The sequence below is a fragment of the Streptomyces sp. NPDC054975 genome (assembly GCF_053609105.1).
In genome coordinates, this window is sequence record NZ_JBSGWV010000004.1 from 143,484 (window position 1) to 162,173 (window position 18,690).

Here is an 18,690-nt window from a genome sequence, read left to right on the forward strand (position 1 = left end):
GCGATGGTGCGGGCCAGGAGCGAGGAGCGGCGCGGGGACATCGTGCGCGCGACCCTCGAGGTGATCGCCGAGCGCGGCTACCGTGGCGCGTCGCTCGGCGCCGTCGCGGAGCGGGTCGGGCTGACGCAGCAAGGGCTGCTGCACTACTTCCCCACGAAGGAGGCCCTGCTCGTCGCGGTCCTCGCGGAGCGCGACAAGTGGGACACGAGCGGCGCGGGCTCGCGGGAGGGCTGGCGGCTCGCTCTGATCGACTCGCTCGTCGAGTACAACGCGATGCGGCCGGGGATCGTGCAGACCTTCTCGGCGCTGCTGGGCGAGAGCGTGACCGAGGACCATCCGGCGCGCCACTTCTTCACCGAGCGCTACGCCCAGGTTCGTACCGAGATGGCGACCGTGCTGCGCCTGGAGTTCGGCGAGCGTCTGCCGAGCGGGCTGACGCCGGAGCGCGCGGCGCCGATCCTGACAGCCGTGATGGACGGACTGCAGTACCAGTGGCTGCTCGACCCGGCGGCGGTGGACATGCCGGCGGCGTTCCGCGACTTCCTGCGGCTGCTGTACGGCGGCGCCCCCTCGGGCCCCGGAAAGCCTGGGGACCTCGGGGAGGTCGGGGACGCCGGGGGCCTCGGGGACCTTGGGGACCTTGGGGACCTTGGGGACCTTGGGGACCCGAGCGGCAAGTGAGGGCGCCGTAGCGGGAGTTACGGGTGAGCCGGGATACTGCGCGGGCCGGTTTCCGACTCGACGGAGGTCCCGCCCGTGTTCTCGCCCGTGCTCTCCCGGATACGCCACGCCTCGCTCGGTCTCGCGCTCGTCACCGCCACCCTGACGCTCGGCGTCGCGCCCCCCGCCACGGCCGCCCCTGCGGCCACCGTCGGCACCGTGGAGGAGGCCCGGCTCGACCGGGCCGCGGCCCAGGAGATCCTGCGGCGCGGTGGATTCGCCTCCGTCGCACCGGAGTTCGCCCGCGCGCTCGCCACGGCGGAGTCGTACGAGGAGGCCGAGCGGGCGGTCGTACGGCACGAGGCGCGGCTCTGGAAGGACGCCGTCGACCGGGCGCAGGGGCGCCGGGTGCGCGGGGACCTCAGCGTGGACGACGACCGCCCGCTGTGCTGGGCGCGCCTCGCGATGAGCCGCGAACTGCGCGGCTGGCAGCCGGGGTTCGCACTCGGTGCGGAGCGGCGGGCTCGGCTCCTCGACCGGCTGGAGCGCTCCTCGCGCGGCCAGGACGCGATCCGGTTTCCCGCCGGCAAGGGCGTGAAGCGGATCCTGCTGACCGGCTTCGACCCGTTCACGCTCGACCGGGACATCCGGATCAGCAACCCGTCCGGGGCCACCGCACTCGCCCTGGACGGCACCTGGACCCGGACGCGGGACGGCAGCCTCGCCCGGATCGAGACGGCCGTCTTCCCCGTCCGCTGGCAGGACTTCGCCGACGGGACGGTCGAGCGGACCCTGCGTCCGCACCTGCCGGAGGTGGACGTCTTCACCACCGTCAGCCAGGGCCGGATCGGGCGCTTCGACATCGAGCGGTTCAACGGGGCCTGGCGGGGCGGCTTCCCCGACAACGAGAACGTCTCCCGCACCGAGGCCGTCCCGGTGGAGGACCCGGCCACGCGGCCGGAGTGGACGGTGACGACCCTGCCGTACGCCTCGATCGTCGCGGCGGACACCGGGCGCTTCCCGGTACGGGACAACACGGCGGTGACCGAGATCCCGGCCGGCGGGACCGGCCCCGTGAACCGTCCGGACGGCCCGACGCCGGGCTCCACGGCCCGCGCGGGCGGCGGCGGGAACTACCTCTCCAACGAGATCGCCTACCGCGCGACGCTGCTGCGCGACCGGCTCGGTCTGCCGGAGCTGCCCGGCGGCCATGTGCACACACCGGTACTGGAGTTCGGCGCGGGCAACACGGACCCGGCGACGGGCACGGTCACGGACCCGGAGTTCGTCCGCAACCGGCTGGACATCATCGCCCAGGTCCGGGCGATCGTCACGGTGGCCGCCGCGTCCCGCTAGGCGCGGGCGGTAGGACGCGCGAGGGCCGGGTCCCGGGGTTCCGTCGGCGGCGGGCGGGCGGGATGATGGCGGGCATGATCGTCGCAGCTGCTCAGTTCGCCCCGGTCGCGGGGGACGTCGAGGCCAACGCGCGGACGGCGGCCCGCCTGATCCGCCGGGCCGGTGCCGAGGGCGCCCGGGTCGTCGTCTTCCCCGAGCTCGCCCTCACCGGCTACGAACCGACCCTCATCCAGGCGACTCCGGCCAGCTGCCTCACCGAGGACGACGCCCGGCTCGAACCGGTGCGGGAGGCCTGCCGGGCCGCGGGCGTGGCGGCGGTCGTCAACGGGCCGGTGCTCACGGCGGGGGCGGAGCGCAGGCCGGGCATCACCTCGCTCGTCATCGGCCCGGACGGCGGGCTCGTCACCCGTTACGACAAGACGCATCTGTACGGCTTCGAGGCGGAGGTCTTCGCGCCGGGCACGACCGACGGGCGTTTCACCCTCGACGGCGTCCGTTTCGCCCTCGCCACCTGCTACGACAACCGCTTCCCCGACCTCGCCGAGCGGGCCGCCGCCGACGGCTGCACGGTCTATCTGGCGAGCTCGGCGCTGGACGCCGACAACGACTCGTTCGAGAAGGTGTACCCCGTACGGGCCAGGGACTTCGAGCTGTACGTGGTGCTGGCCGACCTCGTCGGCCCGAGCGAGGTGGGCCCGTGCGTGGGCCTGAGCGGCGCGTGGGGCCCGGACGGCGAGCGGATCGCCGACGCGGGGCCCGACAGGGAGGGGTTCGCCCTGGCCGAGGTGGGGCCCCGAGGGAGTGTCCGGCCCTGAGCCGCCGGACAGGCAGCCCCTAGACGTCCTGGTGCTTGCGCAGGCGCGGGGCGTCGGACGGCACCGGCGGGGTCCCGGTCTCGCCGTTCCGCGCGCCCGCCTCGCCCGTCAGCTCGCGGGCCATCAGCGTCGCGCCCGCGACGGCGCCCGGCATCAGGAAGACGGCGACGAACGGGACCAGGAAGGAGAGGGTCAGCGGGACGCCGAAGCCCAGGGTGAGCATCCGGCGGCCACGGAGCATCCGGAGGCGCTCCTTCAGCTCGACCCGCCGGCGCTGGAGGGCGACGGCCGTCAGCTCCTCGGCGAGGAAGAAGCCGGAGACGCAGAAGCCGATGACCGGCACGACCGTCTGGCCGACCACGGGGATGAACCCGCAGGCGAAGAGCAGGATGCCGAACAGGGCGACGCGGGCGAGCACGCGCAGGCTGTCGCGCGCGGAGATCCACAGCTCGCGCCAGAGCGGCAGGCCGGACTCGGGGGCCTCGCCGCCCTCGGAGCGGTCGACCTGCTCGGAGAGCGACTCGTAGAACGGCTGGCCGACCAGCAGGGTCACGGCGGTGAAGGTGATGACCGCGAGGAAGAGCCCGAAGGCGAAGACAAGGCCGGTGAGGAAGCCCCGGAGGAGCCCCTGCCAGGGGGAGGTCCAGTCGTCGGCGAACGGCGTCGCCCAGGCGGTCAGGTCGTCCGCTCCGTAGCCGAGACCGACGAGCGCGCCCACGTACAGCAGGAGGGTCACGAGCCCCGGCAGCAGCCCGAACCCGAACCACCGGCCGTGCCGGCCCACCCACTTCTGCCCCTGTACCAGAAAACCGAATCCGACCCCGAAATCGCGCATGTCGATCACCCTATCGGGCGCCTTGTGGGGCCCAGTACGAAGAAGACCGCACCCCGGTCGGTCGGAGTGCGGTCCTCTTCAGCCTACGCGTATCTCAGACGGCGAGCTCCACCGTGATGTTGCCGCGGGTCGCCTTGGAGTACGGGCAGACCTGGTGGGCCTTCTCGATCAGGCTCTTCGCGGTCTCGGCGTCCACGTTCGGTATGGTCGCCGAGATCTTGACGATGATGCCGAAGCCGTCGTCGTTCTTGCCGATGCCGACCTCGGCGGTGACCGTCGAGCCCGAGATGTCGGCGCTCTCGTTGCGCGCCACGACGCCCAGCGCGCCCTGGAAGCAGGCGCTGTAGCCGGCGGCGAAGAGCTGCTCGGGGTTGGTGCCCGCACCCGAGCCGCCCATGGCCTTCGGCGGGTTCACGACGACATCGAGCTGACCGTCGTCGGTCGCGACCCGGCCGTCCCGCCCGTTCTCGGCGGTGGCGACGGCGGTGTACAGGACGTCAGACTGCTGGATGGACATCTGATGCTTCCTTCTGCTGGTTCGCCGCGACTCGCGCCCACGATCGCGACGGCTGAGGGAAGACTAACGGGTCGCGGAAACGATCATCTTGCCGGTGTTCTCCCCGCGCAGCATTCCGAGGAAGGCCTCCACGCCGTTCTCGATGCCCTCGACGACCGTCTCGTTGTACTTCAGCTCGCCGGAGCGCAGCCAGCCGCCGACCTCCTGGAGGAACTGCGGCTGCAGGGCGTAGTGGTCGCCGACCATGATGCCCTGGAGGCGCAGCCTCTTGCCGATGACCAAGGCCATGTTGTGCGGGCCGGGGACCGGCTCCGTGTCGTTGTACTGCGCGATCATGCCGCAGATGGTGGCGCGGCCGTGCACGTTGAGCGAGGAGATCGCGGCTTCGAGGTGGTCCCCGCCGACGTTGTCGAAGTAGACGTCGATGCCGTCCGGGGCGGCCTCGCGGAGCTGGTCCTTGACCGGGCCGTTCTTGTAGTTGAAGGCGGCGTCGAAGCCGTACTCCTCGACGAGGAGCTTGACCTTCTCGTCGGAGCCGGCGGAGCCGATGACCCGCGAGGCGCCCTTGAGCCGGGCCATCTGGCCGACCTGGCCGCCGACGGCGCCGGCCGCGCCGGAGACGAAGACCGCGTCGCCCTCCTTGAAGGAGGCGACCTCGAAGAGGCCGGCGTAGGCGGTCAGGCCCGTCATGCCGAGCACCCCGAGGTAGGCGGAGAGCGGGGCGAGGGCCGCGTCGACCTTGACCGCGTGCTCGGCGGCGACGTCGGCGTACTCGCGCCAGCCGAGGCGGTGCAGGACGTGGTCGCCCACGGCGAAGCCCTCCGCGTTCGACGCGACGACCTCGCCGACGGCGCCGCCGTCCATGGGCTGGTCCAGCTTGAACGGCGGGATGTACGACTTCACGTCGTTCATCCGGCCCCGCATGTACGGGTCGACCGAGAAGTGCAGGTTCTTGACCAGGATGTGCCCCTCGGCGGGGGCGCTGACCGGGGTCTCACGGAGCGCGAAGTCCGCGGGCGTGGGCCAGCCGTGCGGGCGTGCGACGAGGTGCCACTCACGGCTGGACGCGGGAAGTACGGACATCGGGACTGCCTCCTGGAACGAGAAATTACTTCAGCATCTGAAACAACCATGCGCTTGGATATTTCATGTTGTCAAGTATCTGGGTACGATGGTGCCCATGGCCACCTCACGCACAGACCCCGACCCCCTGACCGTCGAAGTCGTCGAGCTGATCGGCACGGTCGTGGCGCGGTACCACGAGGAGTACGAGCAGGCGGCCTCGGAGCACACGCTCACCGGCGCCCAGGCCCGGGTCCTCGGACTGCTCTCCCTGGAGCCGGTGCCGATGCGGAAGATCGCCGAGAAGCTGAAGTGCGAGCCGTCGAACGTCACGGGGATCGTCGACCGCCTCGAATCGCGCGGTCTGGTGGAGCGCCGCCCCGACCCGGCCGACCGCCGCGTCAAGCTGGCCGCGCCCACCCCGGAGGGCCTCGACACCGCCCGTCGGCTGCGGGAGTCGCTGGACTTCGCGCGCGAGCCGCTCGGGCAGCTCACGGAGGTCGAGCGGACGCTGCTGCGGGACCTGCTGAAGCGGATGCTGGGCGAGGACGTGCTCTGACGCCGCCCTCCGTCAGCTAGCAGAAGATCCAGAGGAAGCAGCTCGGCCTGGGGGCCGGCGGGGGCGTGGTCGGCGCCCCGGTGGTGGGCTGACCCGTCGGGGTCGTGCCGGGCCCCGACGGGGTGTCGGACGGGCCGGGGCTCTCGGACGACCCCGGCGCGGACGGTGAATCGCTCGGCGCGGCGCTCGTCGGGCCTCCCTGACCGCCGTCCGAGCCCAGCCCGCCACCACCACCCGGTCCGTCACCGCCGACTCCCGCACCGGACCGGCCTCCGGATCCCGAGCCCGACCCGCCGGGTATCCCCGTGTGCCCGGGCGCGGGCGTGTCCGCGTCCACCGCGGAGGCCGAGGTCGAGACCCGGACCGGGCCCGGTGTCTGCGTCGGCCGGACGCTCTGTGAGGGCACAGGCGGCAGCGAGGTCTCGACGACCTCCTCCTCCTGCACGGCGGTGGCCTCGCCGCCCTCGTCCGGCGGGTCGAGGGCCACCTTCGTCAGGCTCAGCGCCCCGGCCGCGAGGAGCAGCCCGAGCGTGCCCACCAGAACGTTTCGCCCCTTGCGGCTGCGCGCCCGGCGCCCCTTGCGCGCGGCCCCGCGCCCGGCCGGGGCCGACGCCATGGCGGCACGTCTGGCGGCACGCCCGCCCCCCGAGGCGGGGCGCGGAGGCTCGACGACGTCCAGTTCGTAGACGTGCTCGGCCTCGGCCGCGTACTCGGTCGCGCGAGGGGGCTCGTACCGCAGCTCCTCGACCGGCGTACCGCAGCCCGCACAGGCGAGGGCGCCGTTGAGGTGCCGTCGGCACTGATGGCAGTAGTCCATGGCTGCCGCAGAGTATGTGTCGGCGGGACACCACAGGTAGGCGGGAACGTGAGGATCCTGTGAGGAAACCCCAGGTCGACGGCGTGTCGTCGCGATTCTCCCGCTTCGGGCAGGATGGTCGCATGACCGCGTCCGAGCCTTTCGGGCCCACCGAGTTCCAGCTCGTCCTGCTCCGCCGGATGGCCGACCACCAGCCGGATCTCGTCGAGGACGCGATCCGCGCCCTCGGGGCCACGAGGACCGCGATGCGCGAGGCGAACCGGCGCTGGCAGGCCTGGGCGCACGCCCGCAGGGGCCCGGGCGAACTCGCCCGGTACCGCGCGGCGCTCGGCGAGCCCGTGGCGCGCCGCCGGGTGGAGGAGTACGCCTCCGAGATCCTCCAGTGGGAGCTGCCGCTCTGGCCCGACCTGCGCTGGGAGGTCCTGGTGGGCCCGCTCGGCCGCCGGACGGCGCCGGACGTCTGGGGCTGCGGCCTGGTCCGGGCGCCCGGCTGCCCCGCCCCCGAGCTGCGTACCGCGGCGGACCTACGGCCCTGGGGCTGCACCGTCGCCGAGGTCGGCAACGCCTTCCCGCCGGCCCGGGCGCGCGACGGCAGCGCGCCGACCCGGCTGCGCCTGGACTTCACCCTCCCGGGCGGCACCCCGGGCGCCGCCGAGTTCACCTGGGGCCTGCTCCAGCGTCTCCTCTGACCGGGCGTCAGGGCTCCTCGCACCCCCGGGCGGCGCATCCCAGCGCGCGCCGCGCCGGAGCCGGTCGCACGATGCGAACAGAACGCCGAAACAGAACGCCCCCGACAGCACGCCCGAACCAGGGCGTCGGAACTGAACGTCGAGACGGACCGCCGGAACAGCAGCGCGTCCACCCACCTCGCTCCGTGCCAGCACCGCACTCCGGAGGATCTGCCGTGACCGTCAGCCTTGAGCAGCTGCGCCGTTGCCATGTCGCCGTCGACCTGGGCGCCGCCCGGACCCGGGTCTTCGTCAAGGGCGCCGGGCTCGTCGTCGACGAGCCCAGTGTCGCCGCCGTGAACACCCGTACCGGCGCGCTGATCGCCGTCGGCGCCCTGGCCGAGAAGATGACCGGCCGCACCCCCGACTACATCCGGGTCGTCCGGCCCGTCTCCGGCGGCACCGTCGTGGACATCGAGATGGCGCAGCGGATGCTCCGTCACCTCCTCGGCGAGAAGCTGCGCCGCCAGCTGCGCCGCAAGCCCCGGCTGCGCGCCGCAGCCTGCACCCCGCACGACAGCGACCCGCTCGCGCAGCGCGCCACCGTGGAGACCCTCGTCGGTCTCGGCGCGCGGCGGGTCGAGCTGGTCGACACCCTGATCGCGGCGGCCGTGGGCTGCGGCCTCCCCGTCGAGCAGCCCACCGCGACCATGATCATGGTCTGCGGGGCGGCGGCCACCCAGGTCGCCGTGCTGTCGCTGGGGTCCATCGTGACCGCCGAGCGGATTCCGGTGGGCGGTAACGCGATCGACCACGCGGTCATCCAGCACCTGCGCCACCAGCACGAGCTGATGCTGCCCAGCCAGTCCGTCCGCCCGCTGCAACTCGCCCTCAGCGGCAACGGCCTGACGCTCCAGGGCCCGAGCTACACCGAGATCCACGGCCGGGACGTCGCCACGGGCCTCGCCCGTTCGGTGACCGTCGACACCGCTGCCGTACGCGAGGCGATCCACACCCCGCTGACCGCCGTCCTCGACGGCATCGGCAAGATCCTGCGGGACTGCCCTCCGGACCTGGTGGCCGACCTCGCCGAGCGCGGCATCATGATGGTCGGCGGCAGCGCGCTGCTGCCCGGGCTCGACCAGATGCTGCGCGAGGCGACCGGGATGCCGGTGCACATCGCCGAACGCCCCGACGTCTGCGCGATCCTGGGGCTCGGTGCGATGCTGGAGGGCAAGATCGAGCCGATGATCCTCGACCCGCTGTCCGACACGGAATGACCGTGCCGCTCGACCGTTTTGCATGACAATGTTCCCATGTCACTCATGGACCCGGACGACGAGACCGAACCGGTACCCCGTCTACCGATGCTGCTCCAGGCGGTCCTGAGTGTCGGCACCGACCTCGAACTGCGGGCCACGCTCCAGCACATCGTGGACTCCGCGACGGAACTGATCGGGGCCCGCTACGGGGCGCTCGGGGTCGTGGACCCCGAGCGCGGACGGCTCACCGAGCTGTTCACGGCCGGGATGACGGACGCCGAGCGGGAGCGGATCCCCCGGCTGCCCGACGGACACAGCGGGCTCCTCGGCGTCCTCATCGAGGACCCGCAGCCGCTGCGGCTCGACGATCTGACGACCGATCCGCGCTCCGGCGGGGTGCCCGAGGGCCACCCCGAGATGCACTCCTTCCTCGGGGTGCCGATCCGCGTCCACACCGAGGTGTTCGGCAACCTCTACCTCACCGAGAAGCGCGGCGGCCCGTTCACCGAGCAGGACCTGTCCATGCTGCGGGTCCTCGGCTCGCAGGCCGGGATCGCGATCGGCAACGCCCGCCTGTACGAGACCGTCCGGCAGCGCGAACGGTGGATCGAGGGCGCGGCGGCGGTGACGACGGCGCTGCTCGCCGGGGAGCCGGCGGCGGACGCGCTGACGACGGTCGCCGAGCGGGCGCGGATCCTCGCCGACGCCTCGGCCGGGGTCGTCCTGCAGCCCACCGAGGAGGGCGGGATGGAGATCGTGGCGGCCTCCACGGTGGACGACCCGGGCGACCTGGTCGGGACGACCATCGCCCCGGGCTCTCCGGTCCTGGAGCAACTGCTCGGCGGGGAACCGGTGTTCGTCGAGGACTCGGCGACCGATCCGCGGATGACCACGCACGTACGGTCCCGGTTCGGGCCCTCGATGATGCTGCCGCTGCAGAGCGGCGGCCGGCTCATCGGCACGCTCGCGCTCCCCCGGCGGCGCGGCGGACGCCCGTACACGGCGGTGGAGCGGCTGCTCGCCTCGCAGTTCGCCTCCCAGGCGGCGCTCGCGCTGGTGCTGGCGGACGCGCAGCACAACCGGGAGCAGCTGGCGGTGTACGAGGACCGTGACCGGATCGCCCGTGACCTGCACGACCTCGTGGTCCAGCGGCTCTTCGCGACGGAGATGATGCTGGAGTCGACCCGCCGCCGCGCGGCGGACGCCCGCCCGGAGAGCCCCACCCAGGACACGGGTCCCGACGCGGACGACGACGCGTACGACGACTCCGGCTCCGGCTCCGGCTCCGGCTCCGAGGACGAGACGGTGCTGCTCGGGCGGGCGGTGGACGAGCTGGACTCCACCATCCAGGAGGTACGGACGGCCATCTTCGCCCTCCAGCAGCCTCCCGCCGACGCCCCGGCGACGTTCCGGGGCCGGGTGCTGCGCGAGACCGGGGGCGCGGCGGCGCTCCTCGGCTTCCAGCCGTCGGTGCACTTCGCCGGCCTGGTCGACACCCTCGTCGAGCCCGCCGAAGGGGACAAGCTGCTCGCCGCCCTGCGTTCCGCGCTGGCGGCCGCCCACCGCCGGCCGGGCGTCACCGCGATCCGGGTGGAGGTGACGGCGACGCCGGACGGCCCGCGCCTGCGCGTCACGGACGACGGTCACCCGCCGACGACGGTGAACTGGCCGTAGACCGGTCAGGCGGCCCCCGTACGGCCCAATCCGGCGCGCCCCGAGCGGACGCTCCACCTTGACTGGTCGCGTGGACACCCTCGCGAAGCCCTCCGGCGCCGCCTACCGGAACCTGGCCATGGCCACGATCGGGTTCGCGCTCACCTTCTGGGCGTGGGACCTGATCGCACCGCTGGCCGGCTGGTACGGGGAGCGGCTGGCACTCAGCTCCTTCGAGCAGTCGCTGCTCGTCGCCGTCCCCGTCCTGGTCGGCTCGCTGGGCCGGATCCCGGTCGGCGCGCTCACCGACCGCTACGGCGCCAAGCTGATGTTCCCGCTGGTGTCGGCGCTCACGATCGTGCCCGTCCTCCTGCTGATCCCGGCGAAGAACTCGTACGGCGCGATGCTCGCCGTCGGCTTCCTCCTCGGCCTCGGCGGCACGACCTTCGCGATCGGCATCCCCCTGGTCAACTCCTGGTTCCCGCCCGCCAAGCGGGGCCTGGCGCTCGGTGTCTTCGGCATGGGCATGGGCGGTGTGGCGCTCTCCGGCTACTTCACGCCGCGCATCGCCCAGCACGGCGAGAACCTGCCCTTCGTCGTGGTCGCGATCGCGCTCGCCGCGTACGCGGTCCTCGCCGTCTTCCTGATCACCGACCGCCCCGACCGTCCGGTCCCCACGGCCTCCCTCGGGACCCGGCTCGGCAAGGCGGGCCGGCTGCGGGTGACGTGGGAGCTGTCGGCGCTGTACGCGATCGGCTTCGGCGGCATCGTCGCGTTCGGGGTGTACCTGCCGACGTACCTGAAGACCTGGTACGAGCTCGACCCGACCGACGCCGGTACGAAGGCCGCCGGGTTCGCCCTGGTCACCGTCGTCTTCCGGCCGATCGGCGGCTGGCTCTCGGACCGGGTCCACCCCGCCCTGGTCACGGCCGCCGCGCTCGGCCTCGTCGCCCTCCTCTCCATCGTCCAGGCCTTCGACCCGTCGCTGGACCCGGTCGGCACGATCGCCCTGCTCTGCATGGCCGCCGGGCTCGGCACGGCGAGCGGCTCGGTCTTCGCGCTGGTCTCGCAGGTCACGCCGCAGCCGCAGGTCGGCAGCGTCACCGGCATCGTCGGGGCGATGGGCGGGCTCGGCGGGTTCGTGCCCCCGCTGGTGATGGGCGCCATCTACAGCGCCAAGGACTCGTACTCGATCGGTTTCATGCTCCTCTCCGACCTCGCGCTCGCGGGCTGCGTGTACGCGTACGGCCGGATGCGGACGATCCGGCCCAGCTCCGAGGAGAGCCGGGCCCCGGAGGTGAGCAAGGTCGCAGCGCGTCGCCCCTGACACGCGGGAAGAATGCCTCTCGGCATCCCGCTACGCGAGGAGGACGACCCTTGAACGTGCTGTTCCCGGCTCTGAAGGCCGGTTCGGACCGACCCGCGCTGCGCTTCGGCGCCGAGACGCTCACGTACGAGGACCTGGGCAGGGCGGCCGGTGCCGTGGCGGCGCGGATCGCGGGTGCGGGGCGGGTCGCCGTCTGGGCCACGCCGACCGCCCGGACGGCGGTCGCGGTGGTCGCCGCGCTGCTCGCGGGCGTACCGGCGGTTCCGCTCAACCCGCGCACCGGCGAGCGGGAGTTGGCGCACATTCTCGGCGACAGCACCCCGGGCGTCGTGCTCGCGGGCGCGGACGACGTCCTGCCGGCGGGGCTCGCGGAACTGCCCCGGATCGACGTCGAGACGGCGGTCGCCCCCGCGGCCTTCGCCTTCTCCGACGGGCCCGACGACCCCGAGTCCGCCGCCCTGGTCGTCTACACCTCCGGCACCACCGGCCCGCCCAAGGGCGTCGTGCTCTCCCGCCGGGCGATCGCCGCCTCGCTGGACGCGCTGGAGGAGGCCTGGGCGTGGACGGCGGACGACGTGCTCGTGCACGCGCTGCCGCTCTTCCACGTGCACGGCCTGATACTGGGGATCCTCGGCCCGCTGCGGCGCGGCGGCTCGGTGCGCCATCTCGGCTCGTTCTCCGTCGAGGGCGTGGCCCGGGAGCTGGGCGCGGGCGGCGGCACGATGCTGTTCGGCGTACCGACGATGTACCACCGGATCGCGGACGCGCTCGACGGCGACCCGGCGCTGGTGCGGGCGCTGTCCGAGGCGCGGCTGCTCGTCTCGGGGTCGGCGGCGCTGCCGGTGCACGACCATGAGCGGATCGCGGCGGCGACGGGCCGGACGGTGGTCGAGCGGTACGGCATGACCGAGACGCTCATGAGCACGTCCGTCCCCGTCGGGTCCCCACCGCGCCCCGGGTCCGTGGGGCTGCCCCTGCGGGGCGTGGGGCTGCGGCTCGTGGAGGAGGACGGCACGGAGCTGGAGGCGTGCGACGGGGAGAGCGTCGGCGAGATACAGGTCAAGGGCCCGAACCTGTTCAGCGGGTATCTGAACCGGCCGGACGCGACGGCCGCCGCCTTCGACGGGGAGTGGTTCCGCACCGGGGACATGGCGGTCCGTGAACCCGACGGGTACGTACGGATCGTGGGCCGCAAGGCCACGGACCTGATCAAGAGCGGCGGGTACAAGATCGGTGCGGGCGAGATAGAGAACGCGCTCCTGGACCACCCGGCGGTGGCCGAGGCCGCCGTGACCGGGGAGGCCGACGCGGATCTCGGGGAGCGGATCGTGGCCTGGGTGGTGGCGGCGGACGCGGAGAAGCCGCCGACGGCCGAGGAGTTGGCGGACCATGTCGCCCGGCTCCTCGCCCCGCACAAGCGCCCGCGCACGGTCCACTTCCTCGGCGCGCTGCCCCGCAACGACATGGGCAAGCTTCTGAAGAAGGCGCTGCCCGAAGCCCTCGCGAAGGCCCGCCGTGGCTGAGCGGCTCGCGGCCCGCGAGGTCGTGGCGCTGGTCGCCGACGACTTCGTGCCGCTGCGCACCCCGGGCCCGGACGAGACGCCGCGCCCGGACGGTCCGATCGGCTGGGCCGGATACGACGCGGCACGCGCGCGTGCCGCGGAGAAGACCGGCGAGGAGGAGTCCGTCCTGTACGGCAGGGCGACGATCGGCGGCCGGCCGGTGGTCCTCGTCGCCTTCGAGTTCGGCTTCCTGGGCGGCTCCCTCGGGCGGTCGGCCGGTGACCGGCTCGTCGCCGCGTACCGTACGGCCGCGGCGGACCGGGCCCCGCTCGTGTCGCTCGTGGCGACGGGCGGCAGCCGGATGCAGGAGGGCATGATCGCCCTCACCCAGCTCCAGCGCGTGGCCGAGGCGACGGTACGGCTGCGGAGCACCGGCGTCCCCCATGTGACGGTCCTGCGCGACCCGTCGACCGGCGGCGGCTGGGCCACGGTCGGCGCGGGCGCGGACGTCGTCCTCGCCCTCCCCTCCGCGCAGGTGGCCTTCGCGGGCTCCCGGGTCCGGCCGCAGGACGCCGACCCGACCGCGTACACGGCGGAGGGGCAGTACGCCCACGGCCATGTGGACGCGCTCGTCGACCCGGCCGACCTGCGGACGACGCTCGCCCTGTGGCTACGGCTCCTGACGGGCGGCGACGAGCCCGGTGACCTGCTCGGCGGACCCGCCGGCGGCGACACGAGGAAGACGCCCACCCCCGCTCCCCCGCCCCGCGCCCTCGCCGAGGCCGCCCCGCCCGGGACCGGGTGGGAGGCCGTCGTACGGGCCCGGTCCGACGCGCGACCCCGGGCCGGGGCCTATCTGGACGCCTACTTCAGCGTGCGGGCGGCCGTCCGGGGGGACAGGGCCGGTGGGGTGGACGACGGCGTGGAGTGCGGGTTCGGGCTGCACGAGGGGCGGACGGTGGCGTACGCCGCGCAGGACGGGTCCGCGACGCGCCCGGCCGGCTTCCGGACCGCCGCCCGGCTGATCCGGCTCGCGGACCGGCTCGGGATCCCCGTACTCACCCTGATCGACACCCCGGGCGCCGCCAACGACGCCGAGGCGGAACGGGCCGGGGCCGGCCCGGCCATCGCGGACGCGTTCACGGCGGTCGCCGAGGCACGGGTCCCGGTGACCTCGCTCCTGGTAGGAGAGGGCGGCTCGGGCGGCGCCCTCGCGCTGGCCGCGCGGGAGAACACCTGGACCACGCCCGACGGCTACTTCTCCGTCATCGCGCCCGAACTCGCCTCGGCCATCCTCAAGCGCTCCCCGGACCAGGCGCCGGTCACCGCCGACCAGCTCCGGCTGCGCCCGCAGGACCTCGTCCAGCTGGGGATCGTGCGCGGGATCGTCGGGCAGCACGAAGCCCCCTCGGCGTGAGGGGGCTACGTGCTCTGTCACGACACGATCAGTCGGCGTCGCCCTGGCACAGGCTGAAGTCGCCGCAGACGACGACCGTGTGGTCGACCTCGACGTCGTACACGACCACGTCGTTGTCGTTGCTGAAGTCCGGGCCGTCGAATTCCGGGCCGGTGTGGGCGAGGGCCGTACCGGAGCCGAGGACGACGGCCGCGGCGGCCAGGGCGAACGTGACAAGGGTCCTACGCATGGAAACCTCCTGAACGAGCGGGGTTGCTCTCCTCGGAGCCTGACCACGGCATAGGACGTCGGCAAACGCTGACGTGCGTTCGGGGCACTCCCTGACCCATCCGAGCGGGCGTCACCCACCGACCGGGGGAGAGAGACGGACGGGCACCCCGAGGCCTGGCCCGGGGTGCCCGCCTGCCGTCCGGCCGCGTCGCTACCTCACGCCGACCGCCCGGATGATCTCCTGCGTGACCGCGCCACCGCGGTCGTCGGACGCGCCCGCCCGGAACGAGACGTACGCGGCGCCGTCCGGCACCCGCAGCTCACCCGTCCAGGACGTGCCGCGGAAGGACTTCTTGAGCGTGACCTTCTGCCAGGTCGCGCCGTCGTCGTACGAGACGTCCAGCGTGCCGCCGCCGATCCGGCCGGTGCCGGTCGCGCCCTGCACGTACTCCGCCGAGATCCCGACCGGCAGCCGGCTTCCGCCGCGCACGTCGCCCTTGAGGTCGGTGTCGACGTCGAAGCCGAGGTTGATGAGCGGGAGGTAGGTGTGACGGTCGGAGGGGGTCTCCTTCGAGCGGAAGGTCCACTCGGCGTGGCCCTTGGTCGACAGCCGCCAGCGCTCCGGGTCCAGCGTGGTGTCGGTGACGACCCTGAACTCGGCCTCCTCCGCCGGGGCGTCCCAGGCGTAGGCACCGGAGCTCATCTTGCGGTCGACCCGGACCCCGTTGACGTACACCTCGGTGAACTGGGTCATCGAGTCGTCGCTCCAGACGTTGCCGAAGCCGGTGTGGTCGGGGCCGGAGTCGCCCCAGCCTGGCGTGTTGAACTTCAGGTCGTTGCCCACCCGCTGCTGGCCCCAGCCGAGTCCGGTGCCGAGCCACGGGCGCCAGACCGGCTTGAACCACTCGCGGTGGGCCGTGGTGTCACCCCGGTAGGCGTTGATCCCGCCGCGCTGTTCGAGCGAGTCCTCCAGGTCGACCGACTCGTGCCAGCCCTGGCCGCGTCCGGTGGAGACGTACTCGGTGCGCTCGGCCGGGAAGGCGATGTACTCCTTGAAGCCGAAGCCCACGGGGAAGGTGTCGGTGATCGAGTAGCGGAACTCGCCTCCCAGCTCCTTGCGGCCGGTCGGCATGTGGAACGTGGAGCGGACGGTGGCGAGTTCGTCCTCGTCGGGCCGGAAGACCAGGTCGGACGGGATCGCGCCGGGGTGTCCCTCGGAGAGGTCGTAGACGTACGGGGTGAAGCGCGTGCCGGTCACGTCGACCGGCTTCTTCCGGGCGGCGGACTCGGCCAGCCGGGCCCCGTCGGCCGCGTTGACGGTCGCGACGGCCAGTGGACGGTCCTCGAACTCCGCCGTGCCGAACCAGGTGTTGAGGCGGCCGGGGGCGTCGTCGGTGACGAAGAGGAGGGCGGCGCCCGCGTCCTGGGCGAGCTGGGCGACCGCGACGGGTGTCAGCGCTCCGGCGCGGACCAGGACGGCCTTGCCCTTCACGTCCTTGCCGGCGTACTCGGCGGCCGTACCGGTGCCGACGTCGACGATTCCGAGCCGCTCGCTGCCTTCCAGCATGGTCGTGCCGGGCTGAGGCGTGGCGCCGGAGAGCCGGCGGCCGTCGGCGCTCGCCTCCAGGAGCGGCTTGCCCAGGCGCCAGACCGTCCGGTACTCGAAGGTGCCGGTGGTGGGCCTGCGCGTGGGGGCGGCGAAGATCGAGTCGTACGTGATCGGCAGCTGGACGGCGCCGCCGTAGGAGCCGCCGTCGGCGTCCCGGTCGAACTCCATGAGCAGCTGACGGGTCTCGGTCCGCTTCTCGACCTCGGCCCGGATCTCCTTCAACTGCCGCCCGTCGAGGGTGATCTCGCGGTCCCGGTCGAGGACGATCTCCGGGTCGGTGAGGAAGCCGAGGCCGAGCGAGTCCTTGCCGTGGGAGCCGCGCACGTCGAGGAAGGAGGAGACGGTGTACGTGCCGGGCCTGAGGCGCAGTGCGAGCGTGCCGGACTCGCCGACGGCGGCCGGGAACGGGTCCTCGCCCGCGGCCAGGCGCTTGACGCCCAGGGAGGCCGCGGTCGCGGCGCCGTCACGGTCCTTGACGTGGACGGTGAGGGTGTAGCGCTCCTCCTCCTTGGCCAGGCCGAGCGCGGTGTGCGCGACCGCCGTGCCGGCGGCGGAGGCGACGATCCGGCCGGAGGACGTGCCGACCGGGGCCTTGGTGCCGTCGCCGGTGACCGTGGTCCGCGCGGTGCCGTGGGCCGGGACGGTGAGGGTGGTGTCGGCGAGGGTCGCGACGGCTGCGGGTATGCCCTCGACGGCGAGGTTCAACTCCACCGCGGCGTCGGAGTGGTTGGTGTACGTGACGGTCTTGGTGACCGGCTTGTTCGCCTCGTACGGCCAGGAGAAGAAACCGAGGTCGGCGGAGCCGGTCGCGGTGACGTTCGCGCTGATCGCGGCGGCGACGTCGACCCGGCCGGCGCCGAGCGCGTACGAGGAGTCGGTGAGCGTCTTCGACGAGGACATCAACGCGTTCTTGAGCTGTTCGCCGGTCCAGTCGGGGTGCTTCTCGGCGAGCAGGGCGGCGACGCCGGCGATGTGCGGGGTCGCCATCGACGTACCGCTCATGGAGGCGTAGAGGCCGCTGCCGGGGGCCAGTTGGGAACGGGCGGCGAGGATGCCGACGCCGGGCGCGGAGAGGTCGGGCTTGAGGGCGAAGTCGCCGTGGCGGGGGCCCTGGCTGGTGAAGTACGCGGGCAGGTCGGCGGAGTCGACGGCGCCGATGGTCAGCGCCGAGTCGGCGGCACCGGGCGAGCCGATGGAGCCCGGGGCGCCGCTGTTGCCGGCGGCGATGACGAACAGCGCGCCGGTCTCGGCGGTGAGGGTGTTGACGGCCTGCGCCATCGGGTCGGTGCCGTCGCTGGGCTCGCGTGAGCCGAGGCTCATCGAGACGATCTTCGCGTCGATGTCCTTGGCGGCCCACTCCATGCCGGCGATGACCTGCGACTCGGAGCCGCTGCCCTCGTCGCTGAGGACCTTGCCGACGGCGAGGTCCGCGCCGGGCGCGACGCCCTTCTCGACGCCGCCGGAACCGGCACCGCTGCCGCCGACGGTCGAGGCGACGTGCGTGCCGTGGCCGTCGCGGTCGGCGACCTCCTGCCCCTCGATGAACGACTTGGACGCGCCGACCCGGTCCTTGAGGTCGGGGTGGCCGAGGTCGGCGCCGGTGTCGAGGACGGCGACCTTGACGCCCTTGCCGGTGAGCCCGGCCTCCCAGGCCTTCGGGGTGCCGATCTGGGCGTTGGACTCGGCCATGGCGGCCTCCACCCGGCCGTCGAGCCAGACCTTGCCGCCCGCCGCCGCGCCCGTGGAACGGGTGGCGGTCGAGGTGAACGACCGCCAGAACGCGACCGGGTCGGTCGCCTCCACCGCCGCGCCGCCGATGCTGGGCAGCGCGCGTACGGTCTGGGTGCCGCGCGGCGCGGCGGCGCGGGCGCCCTGGGCCGAACCGTGGGTCACGATCAGCGGCAGCGCGTCGGTGACGCCCTGCTCGATGAGGCCGCTGACGTCGAAGAGCCGCTTGTCGAGGACGCCTGCGTCCAGGTACGGGCGGGCCTCGTCGGGGACGACGGTGACCCGGCCGTCGGAGATCTCGCTGCGTACGGCTCCGGTGGCGCCCTCGGCCCGGTCGACGGTGACGGTCTTCTTCCCGCCGCCCAGTTCGGTGACGGTGACCCGGTCGCCGGTGACGAGCGTGACGGTGGTGCTCTGCGCGGGGGTGTTCTGTGCGGCGGTGCTCTGTGCGGCGGCGTTCTTGAAGGTGGCGGGTACGGCGTGGGCGGCGGCGCCTCCGGCAGCGGCGGTCTGCCCTGCCGAGAGCAGCACCAGGGAGATGCCGGCGGCGAGCAGCCCGGCCCTTCCTCCGACGGAAGGTCTGATCATCGACGCACTCCTCGGCACCCGGGGGAAGGGGTGGTTCCGGGTGCCGCGAGGAGTCTGTTCCTGCCGGAGGCCGTTGAATACGGAACGGACTGGCGGCTATGTGCC

The 18,690-nt window shown here is 73.3% G+C and carries 16 protein-coding genes; 10 read left to right on the forward strand and 6 right to left on the reverse strand.

All coding sequences use genetic code 11. The features are described from left to right. Window positions 1–3: 3 nt before the first annotated feature. The 3 genes from ACWF79_RS07190 (at window position 4) to ACWF79_RS07200 (ending at window position 2,831) form a co-directional block, all read left to right on the forward strand. The gene (locus ACWF79_RS07190) at window positions 4–681 is read left to right on the forward strand and encodes a TetR/AcrR family transcriptional regulator (RefSeq protein WP_453727044.1); all 678 of its coding nucleotides are present in this window, start codon (window positions 4–6) and stop codon (window positions 679–681) included. Between the two features lie 141 nt (window positions 682–822). After that, window positions 823–2,016 (forward strand): pyroglutamyl peptidase, encoded by a 1,194-nt coding sequence (locus tag ACWF79_RS07195; protein WP_453727193.1) that lies wholly within the window; start codon window positions 823–825, stop codon window positions 2,014–2,016. Between the two features lie 74 nt (window positions 2,017–2,090). Further along, the gene (locus ACWF79_RS07200; protein ID WP_453727045.1) at window positions 2,091–2,831 is read left to right on the forward strand and encodes a carbon-nitrogen hydrolase family protein; all 741 of its coding nucleotides are present in this window, start codon (window positions 2,091–2,093) and stop codon (window positions 2,829–2,831) included. A gap of 19 nt (window positions 2,832–2,850) precedes the next feature. On the opposite strand, the gene ACWF79_RS07205 is transcribed toward ACWF79_RS07200, so the two are convergent. The 3 genes from ACWF79_RS07205 to ACWF79_RS07215 form a co-directional block, all read right to left on the reverse strand. Then, a complete protein-coding gene (locus ACWF79_RS07205; protein ID WP_453727046.1) occupies window positions 2,851–3,666 on the reverse strand; it encodes an EI24 domain-containing protein in 816 nt (271 codons plus the stop codon). A 94-nt stretch (window positions 3,667–3,760) separates the two neighbouring features. After that, the gene (locus ACWF79_RS07210; RefSeq protein ID WP_453727047.1) at window positions 3,761–4,183 is read right to left on the reverse strand and encodes an organic hydroperoxide resistance protein; all 423 of its coding nucleotides are present in this window, start codon (window positions 4,181–4,183) and stop codon (window positions 3,761–3,763) included. A 63-nt stretch (window positions 4,184–4,246) separates the two neighbouring features. Continuing rightward, complete coding sequence (locus ACWF79_RS07215) at window positions 4,247–5,266, reverse strand: NADP-dependent oxidoreductase (RefSeq protein WP_453727048.1); 1,020 nt, start codon at window positions 5,264–5,266, stop codon at window positions 4,247–4,249. Window positions 5,267–5,363: 97 nt separating this feature from the next. Between ACWF79_RS07215 and ACWF79_RS07220 the strand changes: the two genes are divergently transcribed. Beyond that, entirely contained in the window at window positions 5,364–5,804 is a 441-nt protein-coding gene (locus ACWF79_RS07220; RefSeq protein WP_453727049.1) for a MarR family winged helix-turn-helix transcriptional regulator, read from the forward strand. Window positions 5,805–5,820: 16 nt separating this feature from the next. On the opposite strand, the gene ACWF79_RS07225 is transcribed toward ACWF79_RS07220, so the two are convergent. Further along, window positions 5,821–6,621, reverse strand: coding sequence for an SCO2400 family protein (locus ACWF79_RS07225; RefSeq protein WP_453727050.1), 801 nt, complete (start codon window positions 6,619–6,621; stop codon window positions 5,821–5,823). 122 nt (window positions 6,622–6,743) lie between these two features. On the opposite strand from ACWF79_RS07225, the gene ACWF79_RS07230 reads away from it, so the two are divergent. From ACWF79_RS07230 to ACWF79_RS07255, 6 genes are all read left to right on the forward strand, one after another. Continuing rightward, window positions 6,744–7,310, forward strand: coding sequence for a hypothetical protein (locus ACWF79_RS07230; RefSeq protein ID WP_453727051.1), 567 nt, complete (start codon window positions 6,744–6,746; stop codon window positions 7,308–7,310). 215 nt (window positions 7,311–7,525) lie between these two features. Next, window positions 7,526–8,569 carry a rod shape-determining protein gene (locus ACWF79_RS07235; RefSeq protein WP_453727052.1) on the forward strand — a complete coding sequence of 348 codons (1,044 nt, stop codon included), beginning with the start codon at window positions 7,526–7,528 and terminating at the stop codon, window positions 8,567–8,569. A 36-nt stretch (window positions 8,570–8,605) separates the two neighbouring features. Then, a complete protein-coding gene (locus ACWF79_RS07240) occupies window positions 8,606–10,225 on the forward strand; it encodes a GAF domain-containing protein (RefSeq protein WP_453727053.1) in 1,620 nt (539 codons plus the stop codon). Between the two features lie 118 nt (window positions 10,226–10,343). Beyond that, window positions 10,344–11,531, forward strand: coding sequence for an MFS transporter (locus ACWF79_RS07245; protein ID WP_453727194.1), 1,188 nt, complete (start codon window positions 10,344–10,346; stop codon window positions 11,529–11,531). Window positions 11,532–11,581: 50 nt separating this feature from the next. Then, entirely contained in the window at window positions 11,582–13,054 is a 1,473-nt protein-coding gene (locus ACWF79_RS07250; RefSeq protein WP_453727054.1) for an acyl-CoA synthetase, read from the forward strand. Then, on the forward strand, window positions 13,047–14,450 hold the full coding sequence (locus ACWF79_RS07255) for a carboxyl transferase domain-containing protein (protein WP_453727055.1): 1,404 nt from the start codon (window positions 13,047–13,049) through the stop codon (window positions 14,448–14,450). Before ACWF79_RS07250 ends, ACWF79_RS07255 begins: the two co-directional genes overlap by 8 nt. 28 nt (window positions 14,451–14,478) lie before the next feature. Here ACWF79_RS07255 and ACWF79_RS07260 read toward each other — a convergent pair whose 3' ends face one another. Together ACWF79_RS07260 and ACWF79_RS07265 are read right to left on the reverse strand one after the other, a co-directional pair. Next, the gene (locus ACWF79_RS07260; protein ID WP_453727056.1) at window positions 14,479–14,679 is read right to left on the reverse strand and encodes a hypothetical protein; all 201 of its coding nucleotides are present in this window, start codon (window positions 14,677–14,679) and stop codon (window positions 14,479–14,481) included. Window positions 14,680–14,871: 192 nt separating this feature from the next. Then, a complete protein-coding gene (locus ACWF79_RS07265; RefSeq protein ID WP_453727057.1) occupies window positions 14,872–18,585 on the reverse strand; it encodes a S8 family serine peptidase in 3,714 nt (1,237 codons plus the stop codon). Window positions 18,586–18,690: the final 105 nt, after the last annotated feature.

Excerpts from the sequence above, each read along its gene's own strand:
- ACWF79_RS07190 (WP_453727044.1), top strand. The coding sequence starts at position 4 with ATGGTGCGGGCCAGGAGCGAGGAGCGGCGCGGGGACATCGTGCGCGCG.
- ACWF79_RS07200 (WP_453727045.1), top strand. The coding sequence starts at position 2,091 with ATGATCGTCGCAGCTGCTCAGTTCGCCCCGGTCGCGGGGGACGTCGAG.
- ACWF79_RS07205 (WP_453727046.1), bottom strand. The coding sequence starts at position 3,666 with ATGCGCGATTTCGGGGTCGGATTCGGTTTTCTGGTACAGGGGCAGAAG.
- ACWF79_RS07210 (WP_453727047.1), bottom strand. The coding sequence starts at position 4,183 with ATGTCCATCCAGCAGTCTGACGTCCTGTACACCGCCGTCGCCACCGCC.
- ACWF79_RS07215 (WP_453727048.1), bottom strand. The coding sequence starts at position 5,266 with ATGTCCGTACTTCCCGCGTCCAGCCGTGAGTGGCACCTCGTCGCACGC.
- ACWF79_RS07220 (WP_453727049.1), top strand. The coding sequence starts at position 5,364 with ATGGCCACCTCACGCACAGACCCCGACCCCCTGACCGTCGAAGTCGTC.
- ACWF79_RS07225 (WP_453727050.1), bottom strand. The coding sequence starts at position 6,621 with ATGGACTACTGCCATCAGTGCCGACGGCACCTCAACGGCGCCCTCGCC.
- ACWF79_RS07230 (WP_453727051.1), top strand. The coding sequence starts at position 6,744 with ATGACCGCGTCCGAGCCTTTCGGGCCCACCGAGTTCCAGCTCGTCCTG.
- ACWF79_RS07240 (WP_453727053.1), top strand. The coding sequence starts at position 8,606 with ATGTCACTCATGGACCCGGACGACGAGACCGAACCGGTACCCCGTCTA.
- ACWF79_RS07245 (WP_453727194.1), top strand. The coding sequence starts at position 10,344 with ATGGCCACGATCGGGTTCGCGCTCACCTTCTGGGCGTGGGACCTGATC.
- ACWF79_RS07260 (WP_453727056.1), bottom strand. The coding sequence starts at position 14,679 with ATGCGTAGGACCCTTGTCACGTTCGCCCTGGCCGCCGCGGCCGTCGTC.
- ACWF79_RS07265 (WP_453727057.1), bottom strand. The coding sequence starts at position 18,585 with ATGATCAGACCTTCCGTCGGAGGAAGGGCCGGGCTGCTCGCCGCCGGC.